The sequence below is a fragment of the Kineosporia babensis genome, assembly GCF_021129305.1.
GTDB lineage: Bacteria > Actinomycetota > Actinomycetes > Actinomycetales > Kineosporiaceae > Kineosporia > Kineosporia babensis.
Genome location: NZ_JAJOMB010000006.1, coordinates 331,884 through 351,419, shown reverse-complemented (window position 1 = coordinate 351,419; position 19,536 = coordinate 331,884). Strand labels below are relative to the sequence as shown.

Sequence of the window (19,536 nt, the reverse complement as noted above, 5' to 3'; positions counted from 1 at the left end):
ACTTCCTCGATTCGCTGAGGAACACTAGCCACGGGGTCCGACAAAATGCCGATCGAGCCCCTGACCAGCCCGGACTGCCCACGAGCGGTCAGCCGAACCGGTGCGCGTCAGTGCGAGGGCGTATACCCGGTGCGATCGGCGTCCGTGATCTCCCGCAGCACCCGCGCCGGATTGCCGGCCACCACCGTCCGGGAGGGGACGTCCCTGGTCACCACTGCAGCCGCCGCGACCACGGCACCGTCCCCGATGGTGACCCCCGGCAGGACGCTCGCCCCGCCGCCGATCCACACGTCGTTGCCGATCGTGATCGGCCGGGCCACGCAGGCCCCTTCCCGCCGCTCTCCCGGATCCAGGGCATGGTTGGACGTGTACAGGCCCACCTTGGGCCCGAGCAGCACGTTGTCCCCGATCCGGATCGGGGCGCCGTCGAGCATCACGCAGTCGAAGTTCGCGAAGAAGTGCTTGCCCAGATGGATGTTCCGGCCGAACTCGCAGCGGAACGTCGGCTCGAAGTTGCCGCCCTCACCCACCGAGCCCACCACTTTCCGCAACAGTGCCTCGCGTTCTGGCTGCGGACGTCCATAAGCAGTGTTGTAGTCGCTCGTCGCCTGCACCGCGGCCACACGAGCCTGGATCAGCTCCGGCCTGAGGTCGTCGTACGGCAAACCGGTGGCCATCAGCGCGAACTGTTCGTCCAGGGTCACGGCCGGCCAGTCTAGAACGACGGGCTGCGCAGAGCCCCTGACCGGTGCCATACGGCTCTCAGCCTGGTAGGGAAAGATCGGTGTCGTGATGGAGATGACGCGCGAGGCATTCGAACGGCTGGTCGGCCTGGCCCTGGACGAGATCCCGCCGCAGCTGACCAGGAATCTGCGCAACGTCGTCATCCTGGTCGAGGACGACGCCCCCGAGGACGACCCCGACCTGCTGGGCCTGTACGAGGGCACGCCGCTGACCGAACGGGACGAGTGGTGGGCCGCCGGTAGCCTGCCCGACCGCATCCTGATCTTCCGCAACCCGACCCTGGCGATCTGCGAGACCGAGCAGGAGGTGGCGCAGGAGGTCCGGATCACGGTCCGGCACGAGGTGGCCCACCACTTCGGGATCGACGACGCGCGACTGCACGACCTCGGGTGGAGCTAGGGGGCGACAGAGACTAGGCCTGCCGCTGAGCCAGATCGGCGTCGGTGATGGCCCGCTGGACCCGGCACGGAACCCCCGTCGCGATGCTCATCGGCGCAACGTCCTGGGTGACCACGCTGCCGGCCCCGATCACCGACCCGTAGCCGATCCGCACCCCCGGCAGCACGACCGCGTTGCTGCCGATCCACACCTTGTCCTCGATCACGATCGGCTCCGAGAACCGCCGGAAGTCCACCCGCAGATCGGGGTGCACCGGATGGCCGGTGGTGGTGAGCGTGACGCTCGGGGCGATCATCACGCCGTGACCGATCCGGATCTCGACGTCGTCCACGAACGTGATGTTGACGTTGCCGAAGAAGTCGTCGCCAATATGCACGTTACTGCCGAAGCCCGCCTGGAACGGCGGCAGGAGAACGGTGCGCTCCCCGACCGAGCCCAGAATGACCTCCAGCAGTTCCCGCCGGCGCTCCGGTTGTGAAGGAGGCGTGAGGTTGTACGCGAAGATCTCCTCGGCGCGGCGCAGCGGATCCCGGAAGGCCGCCTCGGTCTCGGTGTAAAGCCGGCCCGCTCGGATACCTTCCAGCACGTCCTGCTCCGCCCGCGTCACCCGGTGAAGTGTAGGCGATGGGCATGAGGACGATCAGAATCCGCCCTCGGCCAGCCCTTTGCGCTGCTGAACGGCGGCCTTGCGGTGGGCTGCGCGCCGCTCGGCCAGCTTGCGCCGCGCGTCCTGGCGGTCGAACTCCTTCTGCCGGGCCGCGCGGGCCTTCTCCTGTGTGGCCCGGTCCTGGATCACCTCGGCCTCGGCCGACCAGTACTGGAACGTGAACACCCAGTCGGCCTGGTTCGGGTCGAGGTCGGCCGGGACCGGCCGCGTGCCGTTCACGTACTGCATGAAGCGGTGCGAGCGGTAGCTCTGCGCCCGCCGCTTCCGCTGCCGGGCCCGGTGCTCCCCCAGCGGCCGGTCCGGCGTCTTGCGCCAGGTCTGCCGGGTCCGTCCGAGCAGGCGTTCCTCCACGCGCAGCACCGTGTCCTCGTCGCCGCGCGCCGCGATCGCCAGATGGTGCTCCTCCACCCGGCGGTTGGCCCGGTTCACCCGCCGCTTGTTCGCGGGAATCCTTCGCCGAGAGGCCTTGTCATGCTCTCCGTGGGCATTGCGCCGATCCCTCGCGAGACTCAGCGCCTTCTTCTCCGGTGGCGTCCTACGCCGTTTCGTCCGTGACATCGTGCCAGGATCATGACGTATCCCGACCCTCCGGGAAACGGATTATTCAGCGAGCCCGGGCTCACGCCGGAACCCGAGATAGCGGGAGCCCTGACACCGCCGCACCCCGTGATCGCCCTCGGCCAGCAGTCCCCACTCGGTAGCTCCCAGGGGAAACTCCCGACGCTCGTCGCGGGATCGGCAAGAGCACGTTGCTGACCCAGCTGGAGCGCCCCGAGACCTGGAATGCGGCGAAGTAGCGGGTGTGGTGCCAGGGATCGCCCTCGCCGTGCTGCAGATGCACCTCGTGCCGCTTGGCCACCAGCTGGGAGGGCAGTTCCTCCTTGGGCCGGCCGTTGTCGCGCAGTCGCTGTCGGATCGTCCCCGGCGTGATGCCGAACAGGATGTAACCGAAGACGGCGTTGGTCAGGATCAGGAAGCCGATCAGGCCCAGGGTCGTGGTCATCTCTAGGAGGCTCCTTCAGCTCTGCCGGTGGGGGACGAATCCGGTGTACTGCAGGCCCTGGTGACTGAGCAGGCCGCGAGCACCGGTCCGGATCCAGTGGTGGTCGCCGTTCTTGATCAGGAATTCCTGCCGGGCCTGGTCCGGGCCCTCGAAAGTCAGGTACTGGAAGTGGGTTGCCTCCTCCTGGCGCTTGGCTGCGCCGGTCACGTCGACCCGTCGCCCCACCACCACGGCCTCGTAACTCTGGGACGCCGCGTTCTGGTTGATCACCGCGCCCTGGCGCATCCGGCCCAGCGTGCGGGCGAATCTGAACCCCAGATATCCGAACGCCAGTAACCATTCCGCGAGGATCACGAACCCCAGAACACTGTCGACTGTCTTCACTGCCAGGCCTCCTGCCCGAGCCGTCCGCAGACCCGATCTGCGAGCGCGGGCTCATCCTGGCAGGGGGTGGCGGTGGAAGGCTTCATCCTCCGGGCGGACGGCAGTGCGACGAAAGAACCACAGCGACGGACGATCGCGGCCAGCCCGGTGAGCCCGTCAGGGATTGTTGTCACAGCAGTCCGGCAACCGCAGAACGGCTAAGGGCTCGCGCTCCTGCGGCCTGGGCGCCGCCCCACCACCGAGTGGCTGGGGGCCAGGTGCGAGGTCAGGGCGATGGCGGCCGAGGCCCGGTCGAAGCCCAACTGGGCCACCCGCACATAGAGCACGTCGGCCACCAGGAGCTGGACGTGCCGGGAGGCGAACGATCCGGCCCGGAACTTGGTGTCGAAACCGCTGACCGCAAGCTGGATGTCGGCCATGGCCGCCAACGGTGACGATGAGCGCCGGGTGATGGCGATCGTGATGGCTCCGCGTTCGCGGGCCCTCTGCAGCGCCTCGAAGGTCTCGGCGGTCACCCCCGAGTCGGAGACCCCCACCGCCACGTCCCGGGTGGTCAGCAGCGAGGCCGAGGTGACGGCACCGTGCACCTCCAGCCAGGCCCGGGCCTGCACCCCGATGCCGAACAGCCGCATCTCCAGTTCGTTGGCCACCGCCCCGGATCCGCCGACGCCGTACAGATCCACCCGGCGGGCCTTGGCGATCGCCTGGGCGCCGCGTTCCAGCGCCTTCAGGTCGAGACGTTCCTTGGCCTGCTCGAGGCTGCGCATGTCGGCCGCGGCCACCGTCTCCAGCACCTTGTCCAGCGGGTCGTCCGGGCTGATGTCGTTGCTCAGCTCGGTGATCGACCAGGGCCCGGCGTACCGGCCGCTCTCCTGCGCGATCCGCAACAGCAGCCCCTGGTACGAATCCAGCCCGATCGCCTTGCAGAACCGGGTGACGCTGGCCTGCGAGACCCCCGCGCGGCCGGCCAGCTGATCGGCCGAGAGCCCGGCCACGGCCGTCGGGTCCTGCAGCACGGCCCGGGCCACCCGGGCGAGCGAGTGCGACAGGTCCGGAAGGGCGTCCCGGATCAGCTCCGTCACCCCTACTGTTCTGGTCCCCTGCAGGCCGGGCATCGACTCGGGCCCTCCTCGATGGGCGGCGGACAGCAGGATTCTCACGAAGCCGGATCTGGCCGTCAAGAAAGATGAATCATTCAGCCACATCCATTGCCGCCGTGTAAACCATTCATGCCGTTCGTCGACATTACTGGACAGGCCGGTCAAAACAGCTCAACACTGAATCGCCTAACCGGCCACCGCCGCCGTGGTGGCTGATCGATTCAGTCGAGGAGCGTCCATGCCGGTTCCGTCCTTCTCCCCCGCTCGCGACCTCCACCAGGAGGTGAGCACGCGTCTGGCGGCGATCGCCGAGGACGCGGCCGCGGGGGCGCTGGAGCCCGCGATCGCCCTGCTGTCCGATGCGATCGAGGCCGGCGGGGTGATCCAGGCGTTCGGCACCGGGCACTCCGAGGCCTTCGCCATGGAGATCGCCGGGCGGGCAGGCGGTTTGATCCCGACCAACAAGGTGGCGCTGCGCAACGTGGTGCTGCACGGCAAGCACTCGGTGGCCGAACTGGCCGGTCAGCCGCCACTGGAACGGGACCCGCGGATCGCCGAGGACCTGTTCGCGACGATCGACCGCGACCCGGCCGACGTGTTCGTGATCGCCTCGAACTCGGGGGTCAACGGCAGCATCGTCGGCACCGCCCTGCTCGCCCAGGAGCACGGGCACAAGGTCATCGCGGTCACCAGCCTGGCGCACACCGCGGCCGTCACCCCCAAACACCCCAGTGGCAAGCGTCTTTCCGAGATCGCCGACGTCGTCATCGACAACCGGGCACCCTACGGGGACACCACGCTGGAGAGCCCGGGCGGTCTCGGTGTGGGCGCGGTCTCCTCGATCACCTCGGCCTTCATCGCCCAGCTGCTCACCGTGGGCATCGCCCATCGTCTGGGCAGCACCGAAACCCCCGCTCCGCTGTACATCTCGGCCAACATCCCCAGCGGGGACGAGCACAACCATGCTCTGGAGAGCAAGTACGGCGACCGCATTCGCCGCTACGCCTGAAATTGCCCGGTCCCGATCAGCCAACCCTTATCGAAGAAGGATCTGCCCATGTCCCAGCTCGACCGCCGTGGCTTCCTGCGCTTCGCCGGTGTCGTCGGCCTGACCCTGCCGACCGGTATCGCACTCGCCTCCTGTTCCTCCGGCTCCGAGGCGACCGGCGCCACCGGTGAGGTCAGCGCGACCAACCCGTTCGGTGTCGCCGCCGACAGCAAGGTCGACGCCGTGATCTTCGACGGCGGCTACGGCGTCGACTACGTCGAGAACGCCGGCAAGATCCTGGGTGGCACCCAGGACGGGGTCTCGGTCCAGGTGACCGCCTCGACCCAGATCGCCACCCAGATGCAGCCGCGGTTCGTGGCCGGCAACCCGCCGGACCTGCTGGACAACTCCGGTGCCGACAAGATCGCCGACAGCGCCCTGTTCGAGCAGGTGGACGACCTCACCGAGGTGGTCGACGCGGTCAACCTCGAGGGCACCGCGATCCGCGAGACCCTGTACGACGGCATGCTGAACGACACCACGGTCAACGGCAAGCTGGTGGCGATCAACTACTGCCTCACCCTGTACGGCATCTGGTACTCCGCCTCGCTCTTCGAGGAGAAGGGCTGGAGCGTCCCGACCACCTGGGCGGAGATCCTCGAGCTCGGCGCCCAGGCCAAGGCCGAGGACCTGTACCTGTTCGGCTGGGGCAAGGAGGCCGCCGACTACTACCTCACGCTGGCCATCGACTCGGCCATCGTCGAGGGTGGTCACGACGTCCGGATCGCGCTGGGCAACCTGGCCGCCGACTGCTGGAGCCTGCCCGCGGTGCAGGCCGTGCTCACCGCGATGGGTGAGGCGGTGGCCGCCGGCTACTTCCGGCCCGGTGGCGCCGGCACCCAGTTCACCGCTGCCCAGGCGCAGTGGAGCCAGGCCAAGGAGTTCGTGCTGTACCCGTCCGGCTCGTGGATCGAGAACGAGATGAAGGAGCAGACGGCCGACGACTTCCAGATGACCGGCTTCCCGGCTCCTCCGGCCACCGCCTCCTCGGTGCTGCCCGCCACCGCGGTGCACGCCTCGGCCGGTGAGCCGTTCTTCGTGCCGACCAAGGCCAAGAACAAGGCCGGCGGCAAGGAACTGCTGCGCACCATGCTCTCCAAGGAGGCGGCCACCGCCTTCGCCGAGGCCAAGCTCGCCTCCACGATCGTCAAGGGCACCGTCCCGGAGGACGGCTTCGGCTCCACCGCCCTGGTCTCTCAGACCAAGATGATCGAGGCGGCGGGTGCCGACGCCTTCTCGCACACCTTCAAGGACCTCTACGGTTTCGGCCCGGACATGCTGGTGCTGTGGAACTCCTTCCTGGCCGGTGACTCCTCGGTCGCCGACCTGACCAAGAAGATGCAGGACCTGACCGACGCCGTGCGCGAGGACGACTCGATCACCAAGGTCGAGGTGAAGTGATCGTGGCGCGTCGCCGACAACTCGATCTGGACCGCGCGAGCCTGCTGGTCGTCTTCCTGCTGGTGCCGTTCGCGCTGTACGCGGTGATGGTGCTGTGGCCGTTCGCCCAGGCGGTCACGTACTCATTGACCTCGTGGAGCGGCTTCAGCCCGGACAAGCCGTTCGTCGGTCTGGACAACTACACCGAGTTGCTCGGCGACGCGACCTTCCTCAAGGCGGTCCGCAACAGCCTGCTGCTCCTGCTGATTCTGCCGGTCGTGACCCTCGGCATCGCGTTCGCGTTCGCCGTGCTGGTCACGGTGGGCGGGCCCTCGGCCGGCGGCGTGCGCGGGGTGCGCGGATCGGCCTTCTACCGCGTCATCTCGTTCTTCCCGTACGTGATCCCGGCGATCGTTGTCGGCCTGGTCTGGGCCCAGGTCTACGACCCGAACAACGGCCTGCTCAACGGGGTGCTCACCAACGTCGGCGCGGACGGCTTCGAGGCCTACGCCTGGCTCGGCGAGAAGCGCACCGCAATGGCGGCCACGATCGGCGTCGCGGTCTGGGGCATGGTCGGCTTCTACATGGTGCTGTTCATCGCGGCCATCCAGGGCATCGACCACGAGGTGCTGGAGGCCGCCCGACTGGACGGCGCCGGCCGGTTCCGGGTGGCCCGCTCGATCATCGCGCCGTACCTGTCCGGCAGCGTCCGGGCGGCCTACATCTACATCGGGATCTTCGCCCTGGACTGCTTCGTCTACGTCCAGGCGCTGAACTCCACCGGTGGGCCGGACAACTCGACCCTGGTGATCACCCAGCAGATCTACACCACCGCGTTCACCAAGGCCGACTTCGGCAAGGCCTGCGCGATGGGCGTGGTGCTGGCCCTGATCACCTTCGCCTTCGTCGGCCTCCTGCGCCTGGCCCGCCTCGCAACGAAGGCCGGGAGGGCCTGATGACCCAGACCACGCTGCCCCCGCAGACCGAACCCGCCCGCCCGGCTCCGCAGCGGCCCACCGGCCGCAACGGTGACCGCGGGGCCGCCGTCACCTCGCACTCCATCCTCGGTGTCTGGACCCTGGTCGTCCTGGCTCCGCTGCTGTGGACGGTCCTGCAGTCGTTCAAGACCTCGCAGGAGATCTTCGCCTCGCCGTTCGCCCTGCCCGAGCGCTGGTCGTTCGACAACTACGTCTCGGCCTGGACCACCGCCGGGATCGGCAGCTACTTCCTCAACACCGTCCTGGTGGTCGGCTCGGCGCTGTTCCTGACCATGCTGCTGGGCTCGATGTCGGCCTACGCCCTGGCCCGTTTCGAGTTCCCCGGCCGCACGGTGATCCGGCAGCTGATCCTGGCCGGGCTGACCTTCCCGATCTTCCTCGCCGTGGTGCCGCTGTTCTTCGTGCTGCAGGGCATGGGCCTGCTCGGCACCCTGCCCGGGCTGATCCTGACCTACACGGCGTTCGCGTATCCGTTCACCGTCTTCTTCCTGATCTCCTACTTCGAGGAACTGCCCAGCGAGATCGCCGAGGCCGCCGCGATCGACGGGGCCAGCGCGTGGCGGACCTTCTTCCAGATCATGCTGCCGATGGCCCGGCCCGGCATGGCCTCGGTGGCGATCCTCAACTTCGTCGGGTTGTGGAACCAGTTCCTGCTGCCGCTGGTGCTGAACACCGACCAGAGCAAGTGGGTGCTCACCCAGGGCATGGCCGCCTTCGCCTCCAGCGCAGGCTATTCGGTCGACTTCGGGGCGCTGTTCGCCGGCGCGGTGATGACGATCCTGCCGGTTCTGGTGGTATACATCATCTTCCAGCGCCGGCTGCAGGGCTCGGTCGCCCAGGGCAGTCTGAAGTGATCCCTGGGTACCTCGGTATCGACGCGGGGGGCACCACCACTCGTGCCCTCCTCGTCCGGGCCGACGGCACCTGCATCGCTCGTTCCCAGCAGGCCGGTGGCAACCCCACCAGTCGCGGAATCGACGGCGCCGCACGGTCCATCGTGGCCGCCGTCCGGGAGGCGAGGGCCAAGGCAGGCCCGGAGATCGAGGTCCAGCACTGCATGCTGGCGATGGCCGGGGAACCGGACAAGATCGACATCCCGGCCCTCGCCGCCGGCGCCGGCCTTCGGCCCTCGACCATCCAGCTCGCCAGTGATGTTGCCGCCATGTACTTTTCCGGAGCCCACGAGCCTGCGGGAACGGCGGTCATCGCCGGCACCGGTTCGGTGGCCGCCTTGATCGAGGACGGTGTGCTCACCGACGTCGCAGGAGGCGCCGGTTGGCTGCTGGGAGACGCAGGGTCGGGGTTCTGGATCGGCCAGCGTGTCGTCCAGGCGGCGGTCTCCGATCTCGGCGGCCTGGCGCGCCCGACAACGTTGACTGCCCAGGTGCTGAAAACTCTTGGCGTAGCCGATCGCCACGACCTGATCCGCGCGGCCTACGCCGAATCACCGGTTCAGCTGGCCCAGCTCGCGCCGATCGCCTTCGAGCAGGCAGCGTCCGACGCCACCGCCCGGCTGATCCTCGAACAGGCCGGGGAGCATCTGGCCATCCTGATCAAGCGTTTCCGATCCGCGGGCCCGCTGGTGCTCGGCGGCTCGGTGCTGACCCAGGGATTCCTTCCCCAGCTCGGCTTTTCCCGGATTCTGTCCGACTCGCTGTACGATCGGGACCTGCGCATCACCGAGAACGGCTGCACCGGGGCATCTTTCCTGGCCCTCCGGCAGGCCGGGCTGGACCGGCGCGCCAGCCACGAACGCATCCGAAAAACCCTGGAGGATTGCACCTGATGGCTCTTTCCCTGACCGCCCGGCTGGCCGGTGCGGCCATCGCAACACTGGCTCTCGTCACCAGCATCTCGACGGCCGACGCAGCACCCCTTCCCTCGAAAGACAGCACTCCCCTGACGATTCCCGCGCTGACCGACTGGGAACCGGCCGCGGGCAGCTTCACCTGGAGCAAGACCTCCCGGATCATCACCGACCGTACGTCCACCCAGGTCGCCCACCGCCTGGCCGACGACCTGCAGGACCGGCTCGGCCGCAAGGTCCCGGTCAGCAGCGGGAAGGCACGCACCGGAGACGTCGTGCTCTCGGTGGACAAGCGCGCTGCCCTGGGCGACGAGGGCTACACCATGGACGTCGGCCGCACCGTCGAGATCGAGGCGGCCACCGAGACCGGAACCTTCTACGGCACCCGGACTCTGGTCCAGCTCCTCACCCGGTCCAAGACCATTCCCGGCGGCAGCACCACCGACGTGCCGGCGTATCCCGAGCGCGGAGTCGGGGTGTGCGCCTGCCAGATCCAGGTCTCGACCGAGTGGTTCGAGCGGCTGATGAAGGACATGTCCTACCTCAAGCTGAACCAGCTCTGGATCGAGACCAAGGTCAGGTCGGACGCCTACCCCGAAGCCAACTTCTGGGCCTACTACACCAAGGCCGAGGCCCGTCAGCTGCAGAAGTGGGCCGACGAGAACCACATCCAGCTGGTCCTGGAGGTCAACTCCCCCGGGCACATGAGCCCCTGGCTGGCCAACTACCCCGAGCTTCAGCTGACCAACTCGGCCGGCGTCAAACAGCCCGACCGGCTGGACATCACCCAGCCCGAGGCGCTGGAGTTCGTCACCACGCTGGCCGACGAGTACGCGAAGGTCTTCGACGACACGTACTGGCACATGGGGGCGGACGAGTACATGCTCGGCTCGGCGTTCGAGCAGTACCCGCAGTTCCAGGAGTACATGGACGCCCACCCCGAGCAGTACGGGCCCGACGCGGTGCCGGAAGACGTCTACGTCGACTTCATCAACGCCGTCGCCGGTCACCTGCGTGAGCGCGGCCGCACCCTGCGGGTCTGGAACGACGGAATCCCGCTGAACGCCACCCATCAGCTCGATCAGGACATCGTCGTGGAGTACTGGGACGGGCGGGCCAGCATGGTCCAGGCCCAGGAGATCATCGAGCGCGGCTACGACCTGCAGAACGCCTCCTACTCGCTCTACCTGATCCGCAACGGTGGCTCCAACCCGATCAACGAGGAGTCGCTCTGGAACCAGGGCTGGACTCCGCGCAAGTTCGACGGCACCGACCCCACCCCGATCCCGGACAACCCCAACGGCGGCCAGGTCCGCGGCGCCAAGATCACCGCCTGGCCGGACTACTCGACCACACAGACCGAGAACTCGGTCGAGCAGGACCTGTTCGCGGCCACCCGGTTCATCGCCGAGTCGACCTGGGCCACCGAGCACACGGTCGGCAACTACGCCGAGTTCGCCGCCCTGTCGGACGAACTGGGCCGGTCGCCGAGATACGAGAACGTCGATTTCCAGCCGCTGAAGGACGGCAAGGCGACGGTCAAGCTCGGGAAGAACTGGATCGGAGCCGACGGCAACCAGCTGAAAGCCGTTGCGAAGAAGCAGACCTTCGACCTGAAGGCGACCGACGACGGCTACTACCGGATCACCACGCAGAACAGCTCCTGCCTGCGGATGCAGGGTGGGCGGCTGTGGCTCGGGTCGCCGCTGGACGACAAGCTGCCGGTCTCGGTGGTGGGCGACTGCAAGGCCGACAATCTCGAGAAGTGGCAGATCAAGCCGGTGAAGGGCGGCTACCAGCTGATCAACGCGATCACCCAGATGCCGATCACCACGGCCGACGGCGTGCTGGTCCAGCGCCCGGCCGACCGCAAGGCCCCGGCGGTGTTCACCTTCGGCCGCGGCTGAGCGCGACCAGAACCCCAAACCAGAAATAACCACCCAAATCAAACGCATCCATGTAAGGGTGGTCATCGCCCGGCCGGGCCGTTCGAATAGCGCTCAGAGTGGGGATGACCATGCGTTTTGCGTTTCAGCACAGCTCCGCCCGGGTCGCGTCGGTGGTGGCGGCCGCAGGCCTGATCGTGGCTCCGGCCACGGCCGGGTCGGCCTCCGCCGCCACCGCTGCACCCACGGCGGACTGCACCTGGGAACTCACCCGGGCAGCGGTTCCGGAGGGCCTGGCCTGGTTCAACGTCACCGGGGCCAGCGAGCAGTACTTCGTCGGCAGCGGCATGCCGCCGTACGACTACGGTGACAAGGCCGTTCTGTGGAGTGAACGCGGCTCCGAGGCAACTGTTCTGGACTCGCCCGGCAAGGGTGCGGCGCAGGCCGCCGACGTCACCGACCACGGCCTCGTCGTGGCCAACGACCTGGTGGAGCAGCGCCCGTACCTGTGGTCGAAGGGGAAGATCACCCGGCTGACCATGCCGGCCGGCGCGTCTGCGGCCCGGGCCGGCGCCATCAACGAGGCGGGCACCATCGTGGGCGAGGCGCAGATCGACGGTAAGACCCATGGCATCGTCTGGTCGGCGAGCAAGCCCCGCAAGTACCTGGATCTGGGGTACGGCGACGGGGTTCTGAACCTGCACGACATCGATGACGCCGGAACCGTGGTGGCCAGTACCAGCGAGGTCGACAGCAACTACTCGGTCGGTCTGAAGGGCACCGTCGGTGGAGGGCTCGCACCGATCCTGGAGAGCGAGAACGCCAAGAGCACCACGGCCCATGCGGTGAACGGGCGTTACATCCTGGGCGGGGTCAGCTCCTACCGCGAGGACGGCGACTACTGGGACGACGCAAGCGCGGTCTGGGACGGCGACTCGTACACCGCGATGGGCACCAACGAGAGCCCGAACGCGATCAACAGCAGCGGTCTTCTGGCCGGCAACTCCTCGGTCCGGGTCAGCTCCTGGACCACCAGCGGTGCCACGGTGTGGCAGGACGGCGTGAAGACGCTTCTGCCCACCCTGCTGCCGGACACCGGCTCCTACGCCGAGGAAGTGACCGAGGACGGCGTCGTGATCGGCACCAGCTGGTCGTCCACCGACTCCGAGTGGCCCAACCCCACTCCGGTCACCTGGACCTGCTCCTGATCATCGGTCAGACCGGTGACCGGTCTCGTGAAGAGACCGGTCACCGCCGTTCACCACAACGAATAGCCACCGTCCATCAGCAGTTCCGCACCCGCGTAGAATCCGGCCTCCGGTCCGGACAGGTAACTGACGGCGGCGGCCACCTCTTCCACAGTGCCGAACCGGCCCAGCGGGGTGCGGTCCTTCCAGGTCTGGTGCTGGTGCGCCTTGAGGTGGTTGAGCGGGGTATCGATGTAGCCGGGCGAGAGCGCGTTGACCCGCACCCCGCGCGGGCCCCATTCCACGGCCAGAGACCGGGTCAGGGCGCTGACTCCGGCCTTGGACGCGTTGTAAATGGCCTGCCGCTGCGGAAAGTTGACGGTGGCGTTGCCGGACATCGAGGCGATGTTGACGATGCTGCCAGAGCCCTGTTCCAGCATGGTGCGCCCGAACGCCTGGCAGGTCAGGAACACCCCGCGCAGGTTCACGCCCATCACGTGGTCGTACAGGTCGGCGCCGAGTTCCTCAGCCGGGACGTCGTCCTCCACCACCCCGGCCGAAGTGACCAGGATGTCGGCGCCACCCGCGTCCTCAATCACCTGCCGGACCACCCGCGAGAGCCCCTGGGCGTCCTTGACATCGATCTCGACGAAAGTGCCGATCTGCTCTCCGGTCGCGGGCCTGGCATCCAGTGCCCAGACGGTGGCGCCGTCGGCCTGGAGGCGGGCGCAGATGGCGGCGCCGATCCCGCCGGACGCTCCGGTGACGAAAGCCTTACGGCCGGACAGGTCGGTCATGTGAATCCTCCTGGCGAAGCGAGCGACATTGCTCCCTCCATCGTGAACCACCGATCCGGCGAAGTCGCCGAAGACACTGGGCAGCTCACCCTTCTTCATATATCGTCACATCGACGCGAATGAGGACGGAGTGCGATGGACTGGCTGAACGATGTGGTGGCACCGCTGAACCAGGCGCTGTTCGAGCTCAACGGGCACGCCGTGACCTGGGCCGAGCTGCTTGGCTTCGTCTCCGGCGGGCTGTGCGTCTGGCTGACCATGCGAGCCAGCGTGCTGAACTTCCCGGTCGGCATCGTGAACTGCGCACTCTTCCTGGTGCTGTTCATGTCGGCGCGGCTGTGGGCGGGTGCCGGTCTGCAGATCGTCTTCATCGTGCTCGGGGCGATCGGCTGGTGGCAGTGGCGGCGCGGCCAGGTTGCCGATGTCCCGGTACGCACGGCCAGTCCTCTGCTGCTGGCCGGATGCCTGGCGGCCGTCGTGGTGGGCACGGCCGGCCTCACCGTGCTGCTGCGTGCCGCGGACGACGTCAGCCCCTTCTGGGACGCGCTGACCACGGCGCTGGCTCTGGCGGCTCAGTGGCTACTGAACACCCGGCGCATCGCTACCTGGTACTTCTGGATCGCGGCGGACTGCATCTACGTGCCGCTCTACGCCAGTCAAGGGCTCTACCTGACCGCGGTGATCTACGTGCTCTTCCTGGGCCTGTGCCTGAATGGCCTGCGGTTGTGGCGCTCTTCGGCCGCCGGCACGAACGCCACGCCCAGTACGGTCGCGGCATGACCGGGCACGGGCTCTTCATCGGCAAGTTCTACCCGCCGCACCAGGGGCATCACCGGGTGATCCGGCAGGCCGCGCTGGATTGCGAACGTGTGACGGTCCTGGTGATGGCCTCGATCGCGGAGAGCATCAGCCTGGCCGAGCGGGTGTCCTGGCTGCAGGCCGAGCATGCCGACGATCCGCAGGTGGTGGTCGCCGGCATTCGCTGCGATGCGCCGATGGACCTCGGGGATGAACAGGTCTGGCAGGCGCAGGTAGCGGTGATGCAGGCGGGCATCCGGGCCGCTGGTTCCGATGCGGCCGTAGACGTTGTGTACTGCGGGGATTCGTACGGTCCGGAGCTGGCACGGCGGTTCAACGCCGACCTGGCGCCGATGCGGCGGGACGGGCTGTCGGCCACCGGTGTACGGTCCGATCTGGCTGGCTTCTGGGATTCGCTGGCACCGGCCACCCGCGCAGGCCTGACCACCCGGATCGTCCTGCTGGGGGCAGAATCAACCGGCACCACAACGATCTCGACCATGTTGGCTTCCAATTACAGACGCCGGGGTGGGGTTTGGGAGCGGACCGCCTGGGTGGGTGAGTACGGACGGGAGCACACCGAGATCAAGTGGGACAAGGCCCGCTCCGCCGCCCGAGAGCGCGGACTTCCCGAGCCTGCACTGGACGAGATCACCTGGGATCACGAAGACTTCGACACAGTAGCTTTCGAGCAGACCGCCGCCGAAGAACGCGCCGCTGCTCAGGGATCACCGGTCCTGACCTGCGACACCGACTCTTTCGCGACCTTCCTCTGGGAGCGCCGCTACCTCGGCGCCCAGGCCCGTCCCCTCCAGCCGTGGGCGCAGCAGTTACCCCCGCGACACCTCTACCTGATCACCGACCACGAAGGAGTGCCCTGGGAGGACGACGGCATGCGCGAGGGTGATCTGTCGGTACGGGCGGCGATGACCGGCTGGTTCATCGACGAACTCACCGCCGCCGGGCACTCCTGGGTACTGCTGACCGGCACGCTGGAAGAACGACTTCGGTTGGCGGTACGCAGCAGCGACCAGGTGCTCACTCAACGTCTGACATTTGGTTCGCCCTTCACTGGACCGGGATTCGCCTCCCCGATGTGAACGACAGAATTTTGCAACACTCATACCTTTTCGCCCGTTTCTCGTCGAAACACCAAGTGCGGCTTTGATATCCTCCCGGCTCGCAGAGCGAAGAGGGGAACACCATGAGCCGGGGAACCGGGCAGCCCAACGTCGCGCCGGGGGGACGCCGCCTGCCCCTGTCGCCGCAGAAGATCATCCTGCTGATCGGTCTCGGCGGGATGGGCTGCCTCGCCCTGTCGGTCGTGGCCCTGTTCGGCGTTCTGGCCATCGCGGACAAGTTCTTCTCCGACGAGGTCTCACCGCTGGAAAGCTGGATGTGCCAGATGCTTCCCGCCGAAGATCTGGAGAAGGCCACCGGCGGAACCGTTTCCTACGACGAGGACATCAGCTCCGGCGACTGCCGGTACGTGGTCACCGGATCGAAGGTCGGGCACGATATGAAGATCATCGCCCGTTCCCCCACGACCGATCCGAAGATCGTCGAACAGATCACGGCCTATCTCAAGAAGACCATCGAGTACAAGAACGTCCGGAGCGTGAGCGGAGTCGGAGACGTCGCCGGCTTCAGTTACAACTTCGATCAGAGCGCTGCCGAATTGGAGTTCATCGGACAGAACGCCGCCTTCACCCTGCTTCTCCAAGGTGGCGACGAGCGCACCTACGGTGATGCCGAGATCGAGGTGGCCGCCGCTGCCGCCCGGACGATCCTGGCCAACGCCCCCGAGCACCTCTGACCGGAGGCGGTCGGGAGGCCACACAGCTGCCGGGCCGCCGCAGGATCGGCATCCTGACCCGGAGGACCTGAGCCGATTTACCCCTATGTGTACTGGTTCTCCGGCCGCGGCAGGCCCAGGTGCTCGCGCAACGTCGTTCCGGTGTAGCCCTCGCGGAACAGGCCACGCTTACGCAGGATCGGCACCACCGTCTCGGCGAAGGTGTCAAGGCCGCTGGGCAGCGAGGGCGGCATGACGTTGAAGCCGTCGGCGGCGCCACTGCTGAACCACTGCTCCACGTGATCAGCGATCTGCTCAGGTGCGCCGGCCAGGACCTTGTGGCCCCGGGCCCCGGCCAGCTTGTGCAGAAGCTCTCGCAGGGTGGGCTTTTCCCGGCGCACGATGTCGGCGTACACCTGCGTGCGGCTCTTCAGGTTGTCGGTGACGCCTCCGGCGCCGGCGAATGCCTCTTCCGGGACCTTCTCGTCCAGGTCCAGGTGATCGAGGTCCACGTAGGCGAAGTCCTTGAGCTGCATCAGCCCGAACGCCGGTACCGTCAGCTCGTTCAGCTCGGACTGCAGGCGTAGCGCCTCTTCTTCGGTGCCGCCGATGACCGGGCTCAGGCCGGGCAGGATCTTCACGTGCTCGGGGTTGCGCCCGCGGGCTGCGGCCTGGCCCTTCACGTCGGTGTAGAAGGCCCGGGCGTCGTCGATGTGCTGCTGGGCGGTGAAGATCGCTTCGGCGTACTTGGCCGCGAAGGCCCGGCCGTGGTTCGACGAACCAGCCTGCACCAGCACCGGATAGCCCTGCGGCGGCCGCGGGGTGGTCAGCGCTCCGGCAACCTTGACATGCTGGGTTCGCAGGCCTGGATGGTGAATTCGGGACGGGTCGAGGTAGCGGCCCGCGGTTCGGTCCAGTCGGATCGCGTCGTCCTCCCAGCTGTCCCAGAGTTTCAGCACCGCGTCCACATATTCGTCGGCGCGCTCGTAGCGGGTGCCCGCGTCCGGGTTGCCGTCCAGCCCGAAATTGCGTGCTGCCGCTGGGGAGTCCGTGGTGACGATGTTCCAGCCGGTCCGGCCGCCCGACAGGTGATCAAGGCTGGAGAACGAGCGGGCCAGCTGCCAGGGGTGGGAGTAGGTGGTGGAGGCGGTGCCGATCAGCCCGATCCGCCGGGTGGCCGCGGCGATCGTGGCCAGGGTGATCAGCGGATCGAGCCGGCCGGCCGAGTTGTACTCAATGTTGTCGTCGAGCTTGGGGATGTCGGCGAGGAACACCGCGTCGAAGGCCGCCGCCTCGGCGCTGCGGGCCAGCCCGGTGTAGAAGCCCGGCCCGAACATCTCCTCCGGCCTCGAGGAGGGGTGCCGCCAGGCCGCCTCATGGTGCCCGGAGGCGAGGATGAACAGGTTGAGATGCAGCTGGCGAGTCACGAGAGGGCAGCCTCCGATCAGAAGTAGGTGTTGTCGGGCAGCGTCTCGCCGTTCACCAGCAGATCGCCGATGGCACGGTTCTTGAAGCGCACCGGGTTGTGCGAGACCACGGTGCGGATGTTGCGCCAGTGCCGGTCCAGCTGGGCCGGGCGCTTCACCGCCGAAGCTCCGCCGACCTCGAAGAGCGCGGTTGCGGCCCGCAGGCCGAGGTCGTGCACGATCACCTGGGCCTGCGACGCACGCAAGGCCGCTTCGTGCACCACGTCGTCGTCGGTGCGGCCGGCTACCAAGGAATGGGGGACGCCGGCCAGCACGTCGGCGGTTTCGAGGACGACGGCGGTGGCCGCCGAAGAGAGGGCCGAGATCTCACCCACGACTTCCTGGAGCACGGGGTCGTTCTTGGGCAGGTCGGCCGAGCCGTGGGTAAAACTCCTCACCCGGCGGCTGATCAGCGCGACGGCATCGTCCAGCACCGACTGCACGTTTCCGGCCACCACCGCATTGAGGTAGTGCTGGTAGAACGGGCCGAGGTGCCAGCGCGGGATCGAGCTCAGGTCGGCCGGGGGCAGAGTCACCTCTTCGGCGGCGATGCGAGCGTTCTCGAACCGCGTGGTCCCGGTCGCCGTGAGCGACTGACCAAAGCCGTCCCAATCGTCCTCAATCGTGATGCCCTCGGCGCCCAAGGTCAGCAGCGCCTGCACCGGAAACCCGTCGGGGGTCACCCCGGTGACGAAGGTGTGATCCGCGTAAAGCGTTCCGGTGGAGTAGTACTTGGCACCGTTGACGATATAGCTGTCGCCGTCCGGCGTGAACGTGGTGGACTTGCTGAAGTCGCCCGCGTGCTTGGCGCCCAGCTCGTTGTTGCCGTTGCCGAACAGATCCCCGGCCACGATCCGGGCCAGCCAGCGCTCCCGACGCGGCGAGGCGGGCCAGGTCAGAATGTCTTCCACGGTGCCGAAATGCGCCCGCAGCAGGTGCCCGATGTTCGAGTCGGCATGGCTGAGACGCACCACCAGCTCGAACAACTCACGAACGCCGGCCCCTCCCCCGCCTTCCTCGATCGGCACCCGGAACGCGCCGAGCCGGGCGTCCTTGATCCAGGCGATCTGCTCGAAAGGCGCAATACCCTCGGCCTCGCGCCGGAGCGCACCCTCGGCGATCCGGGCCAGCAGGGCCTCCAGTTCGGCCGAACCAGGCTGCACCGCTGCCCCGCTCATCGCTCGCCCGCCCGGGCCAGCAGCGCCTTCACCGCATCGGCCAGGCCCTGCGGCTGCTCTTCCTGCACGAAGTGAACGCCCGCGCCGCCGTCGTGAACCTCGATGCTGGCTACGTTCTCGCGGATCCAGGCCTCGATCGTAGGCGTGAGAAGGAATCCGGGCTGGTACGTGAGCAGCGTCTTCGGCACCTCGGCCGATGTCCTCAGCCACTCCTCGTTGCGGGCCAGGTACTCCACGCTCGAGGCCGGAACACCGTCGATCGGCAGGTTGCGCGGGAAGCGGATCAGGTGCGCCCGCGACTCGGCCGTGGGGAACGACGCCTGGTAGACGGCAAGGTCCTCGGCCGCAAGCGGTTCGAGGAAGGCGCCGGGGAACACCTGGGTGAGGAAACCGTTGTCCTCGACCACGAACTTCTCACCGTCGCCGGGCGTGCGGATCAGCTTCTGCGCGCCGACGAACGCCTCCGGCAGGGCCGAGGACTCGATGTCCCGGATCACGGGCTCGGCCAGCAGCACCGCGCGCACGCGGTCGGGGTGCCGGGCCGCCCACGAGACGCCGAAGGCCGCGCCGTAGTCCTGCAGTACCAGGGTCACGTCACGCAGGTCGAGCGCGTCGAACCAGGCGTCGAGATAGCGCTCGTGGTCGGCCAGTTCGTAGGCGATCGACGGACGGCCGGAGTCACCGAATCCGATCAGGTCCACCGCGAGCAGGCGTCCGTTGCCGTTGAGCGCCCTGAACACGTGGCGGTAGAGGTAGGAGTTGGTGGGACTGCCGTGCAGGAAGACGATCGGCGCGCCCTCGCCCTGCTCGACGTGGTGCAGGTGCGAGTCGAGGACCGGCACATCGACGCTCTTGGCCTCGGGCCCGAAAGCCTCGACCGGGATGGTGTTCTTGCTCAT

The 19,536-nt window shown here is 67.8% G+C and carries 21 protein-coding genes; 11 read left to right on the top strand and 10 right to left on the bottom strand.

All coding sequences use genetic code 11. From position 1 onward, the window contains the following. Nucleotides 1-107: 107 nt before the first annotated feature. On the bottom strand, nt 108-704 hold the full coding sequence (locus LR394_RS41590) for a sugar O-acetyltransferase (RefSeq protein ID WP_331283062.1): 597 nt from the start codon (nt 702-704) through the stop codon (nt 108-110). 94 nt (nt 705-798) lie between these two features. On the opposite strand from LR394_RS41590, the gene LR394_RS14335 reads away from it, so the two are divergent. Then, on the top strand, nt 799-1,143 hold the full coding sequence (locus LR394_RS14335) for a metallopeptidase family protein (protein ID WP_231441949.1): 345 nt from the start codon (nt 799-801) through the stop codon (nt 1,141-1,143). Nucleotides 1,144-1,156: 13 nt separating this feature from the next. On the opposite strand, the gene LR394_RS14330 is transcribed toward LR394_RS14335, so the two are convergent. The 5 genes from LR394_RS14330 to LR394_RS14310 form a co-directional block, all read right to left on the bottom strand. Then, nucleotides 1,157-1,750 (bottom strand): sugar O-acetyltransferase, encoded by a 594-nt coding sequence (locus LR394_RS14330; protein ID WP_231441947.1) that lies wholly within the window; start codon nt 1,748-1,750, stop codon nt 1,157-1,159. A gap of 33 nt (nt 1,751-1,783) precedes the next feature. Next, complete coding sequence (locus LR394_RS14325; protein WP_231441945.1) at nt 1,784-2,239, bottom strand: hypothetical protein; 456 nt, start codon at nt 2,237-2,239, stop codon at nt 1,784-1,786. 190 nt (nt 2,240-2,429) lie between these two features. Continuing rightward, on the bottom strand, nt 2,430-2,813 hold the full coding sequence (locus LR394_RS14320; RefSeq protein ID WP_231441943.1) for a DUF2500 domain-containing protein: 384 nt from the start codon (nt 2,811-2,813) through the stop codon (nt 2,430-2,432). A 15-nt stretch (nt 2,814-2,828) separates the two neighbouring features. After that, the gene (locus LR394_RS14315) at nt 2,829-3,197 is read right to left on the bottom strand and encodes a DUF2500 family protein (RefSeq protein WP_231441941.1); all 369 of its coding nucleotides are present in this window, start codon (nt 3,195-3,197) and stop codon (nt 2,829-2,831) included. 197 nt (nt 3,198-3,394) lie between these two features. Next, nucleotides 3,395-4,312, bottom strand: coding sequence for a MurR/RpiR family transcriptional regulator (locus LR394_RS14310; RefSeq protein WP_407937046.1), 918 nt, complete (start codon nt 4,310-4,312; stop codon nt 3,395-3,397). Between the two features lie 223 nt (nt 4,313-4,535). Here LR394_RS14310 and LR394_RS14305 point away from each other — a divergent pair, with 223 nt between their 5' ends. The 7 genes from LR394_RS14305 to LR394_RS14275 all read left to right on the top strand — a co-directional run bounded on the left by LR394_RS14305 (nt 4,536) and on the right by LR394_RS14275 (nt 12,624). Further along, complete coding sequence (locus LR394_RS14305; protein ID WP_231441937.1) at nt 4,536-5,306, top strand: sugar isomerase domain-containing protein; 771 nt, start codon at nt 4,536-4,538, stop codon at nt 5,304-5,306. 48 nt (nt 5,307-5,354) lie between these two features. Next, nucleotides 5,355-6,746 (top strand): N-acetylglucosamine/diacetylchitobiose ABC transporter substrate-binding protein, encoded by a 1,392-nt coding sequence (ngcE, locus tag LR394_RS14300; RefSeq protein ID WP_231441934.1) that lies wholly within the window; start codon nt 5,355-5,357, stop codon nt 6,744-6,746. A gap of 2 nt (nt 6,747-6,748) precedes the next feature. Continuing rightward, nucleotides 6,749-7,681: a carbohydrate ABC transporter permease gene (locus tag LR394_RS14295; protein WP_231441932.1), complete on the top strand. Its 933-nt coding sequence runs from the start codon at nt 6,749-6,751 to the stop codon at nt 7,679-7,681. After that, nucleotides 7,681-8,577, top strand: a complete 897-nt coding sequence (locus tag LR394_RS14290) for a carbohydrate ABC transporter permease (RefSeq protein ID WP_231441930.1) — start codon at nt 7,681-7,683, stop codon at nt 8,575-8,577. The genes LR394_RS14295 and LR394_RS14290 overlap by 1 nt, the downstream gene beginning before the upstream one ends. Next, nucleotides 8,574-9,509: an N-acetylglucosamine kinase gene (locus LR394_RS14285; protein WP_231441928.1), complete on the top strand. Its 936-nt coding sequence runs from the start codon at nt 8,574-8,576 to the stop codon at nt 9,507-9,509. The genes LR394_RS14290 and LR394_RS14285 overlap by 4 nt, the downstream gene beginning before the upstream one ends. Continuing rightward, on the top strand, nt 9,509-11,437 hold the full coding sequence (locus LR394_RS14280) for a beta-N-acetylhexosaminidase (protein ID WP_231441926.1): 1,929 nt from the start codon (nt 9,509-9,511) through the stop codon (nt 11,435-11,437). Before LR394_RS14285 ends, LR394_RS14280 begins: the two co-directional genes overlap by 1 nt. Before the next feature lie 110 nt (nt 11,438-11,547). Then, a complete protein-coding gene (locus tag LR394_RS14275) occupies nt 11,548-12,624 on the top strand; it encodes a hypothetical protein (RefSeq protein ID WP_231441925.1) in 1,077 nt (358 codons plus the stop codon). Between the two features lie 50 nt (nt 12,625-12,674). Here LR394_RS14275 and LR394_RS14270 read toward each other — a convergent pair whose 3' ends face one another. After that, nucleotides 12,675-13,400: an SDR family NAD(P)-dependent oxidoreductase gene (locus LR394_RS14270; RefSeq protein WP_231441923.1), complete on the bottom strand. Its 726-nt coding sequence runs from the start codon at nt 13,398-13,400 to the stop codon at nt 12,675-12,677. A gap of 135 nt (nt 13,401-13,535) precedes the next feature. Between LR394_RS14270 and pnuC the strand changes: the two genes are divergently transcribed. The 3 genes from pnuC (at nt 13,536) to LR394_RS14255 (ending at nt 16,014) form a co-directional block, all read left to right on the top strand. After that, nucleotides 13,536-14,180 carry a nicotinamide riboside transporter PnuC gene (gene pnuC / locus LR394_RS14265; protein ID WP_231441921.1) on the top strand — a complete coding sequence of 215 codons (645 nt, stop codon included), beginning with the start codon at nt 13,536-13,538 and terminating at the stop codon, nt 14,178-14,180. Further along, complete coding sequence (locus LR394_RS14260) at nt 14,177-15,298, top strand: AAA family ATPase (RefSeq protein ID WP_231441919.1); 1,122 nt, start codon at nt 14,177-14,179, stop codon at nt 15,296-15,298. The genes pnuC and LR394_RS14260 overlap by 4 nt, the downstream gene beginning before the upstream one ends. Before the next feature lie 104 nt (nt 15,299-15,402). After that, entirely contained in the window at nt 15,403-16,014 is a 612-nt protein-coding gene (locus tag LR394_RS14255) for a hypothetical protein (RefSeq protein WP_231441917.1), read from the top strand. Between the two features lie 83 nt (nt 16,015-16,097). On the opposite strand, the gene LR394_RS14250 is transcribed toward LR394_RS14255, so the two are convergent. From LR394_RS14250 to LR394_RS14240, 3 genes are read right to left on the bottom strand one after another with little or no spacing between them, the layout of a single operon-like run. Next, the gene (locus LR394_RS14250; RefSeq protein ID WP_231441914.1) at nt 16,098-17,420 is read right to left on the bottom strand and encodes an LLM class flavin-dependent oxidoreductase; all 1,323 of its coding nucleotides are present in this window, start codon (nt 17,418-17,420) and stop codon (nt 16,098-16,100) included. A 17-nt stretch (nt 17,421-17,437) separates the two neighbouring features. Continuing rightward, on the bottom strand, nt 17,438-18,637 hold the full coding sequence (locus LR394_RS14245; RefSeq protein WP_231441912.1) for an acyl-CoA dehydrogenase family protein: 1,200 nt from the start codon (nt 18,635-18,637) through the stop codon (nt 17,438-17,440). Continuing rightward, complete coding sequence (locus tag LR394_RS14240) at nt 18,634-19,536, bottom strand: haloalkane dehalogenase (RefSeq protein WP_231441910.1); 903 nt, start codon at nt 19,534-19,536, stop codon at nt 18,634-18,636. Before LR394_RS14240 ends, LR394_RS14245 begins: the two co-directional genes overlap by 4 nt.

Coding starts and splice junctions, on each gene's coding strand:
- LR394_RS14335 (WP_231441949.1), top strand. CDS start 799: ATGACGCGCGAGGCATTCGAACGGCTGGTCGGCCTGGCCCTGGACGAG.
- LR394_RS14320 (WP_231441943.1), bottom strand. CDS start 2,813: ATGACCACGACCCTGGGCCTGATCGGCTTCCTGATCCTGACCAACGCC.
- LR394_RS14310 (WP_407937046.1), bottom strand. CDS start 4,312: ATGCCCGGCCTGCAGGGGACCAGAACAGTAGGGGTGACGGAGCTGATC.
- LR394_RS14305 (WP_231441937.1), top strand. CDS start 4,536: ATGCCGGTTCCGTCCTTCTCCCCCGCTCGCGACCTCCACCAGGAGGTG.
- ngcE (WP_231441934.1), top strand. CDS start 5,355: ATGTCCCAGCTCGACCGCCGTGGCTTCCTGCGCTTCGCCGGTGTCGTC.
- LR394_RS14290 (WP_231441930.1), top strand. CDS start 7,681: ATGACCCAGACCACGCTGCCCCCGCAGACCGAACCCGCCCGCCCGGCT.
- LR394_RS14280 (WP_231441926.1), top strand. CDS start 9,509: ATGGCTCTTTCCCTGACCGCCCGGCTGGCCGGTGCGGCCATCGCAACA.
- LR394_RS14275 (WP_231441925.1), top strand. CDS start 11,548: ATGCGTTTTGCGTTTCAGCACAGCTCCGCCCGGGTCGCGTCGGTGGTG.
- LR394_RS14270 (WP_231441923.1), bottom strand. CDS start 13,400: ATGACCGACCTGTCCGGCCGTAAGGCTTTCGTCACCGGAGCGTCCGGC.
- pnuC (WP_231441921.1), top strand. CDS start 13,536: ATGGACTGGCTGAACGATGTGGTGGCACCGCTGAACCAGGCGCTGTTC.
- LR394_RS14260 (WP_231441919.1), top strand. CDS start 14,177: ATGACCGGGCACGGGCTCTTCATCGGCAAGTTCTACCCGCCGCACCAG.
- LR394_RS14255 (WP_231441917.1), top strand. CDS start 15,403: ATGAGCCGGGGAACCGGGCAGCCCAACGTCGCGCCGGGGGGACGCCGC.
- LR394_RS14245 (WP_231441912.1), bottom strand. CDS start 18,637: ATGAGCGGGGCAGCGGTGCAGCCTGGTTCGGCCGAACTGGAGGCCCTG.
- LR394_RS14240 (WP_231441910.1), bottom strand. CDS start 19,536: ATGAGCAAGAACACCATCCCGGTCGAGGCTTTCGGGCCCGAGGCCAAG.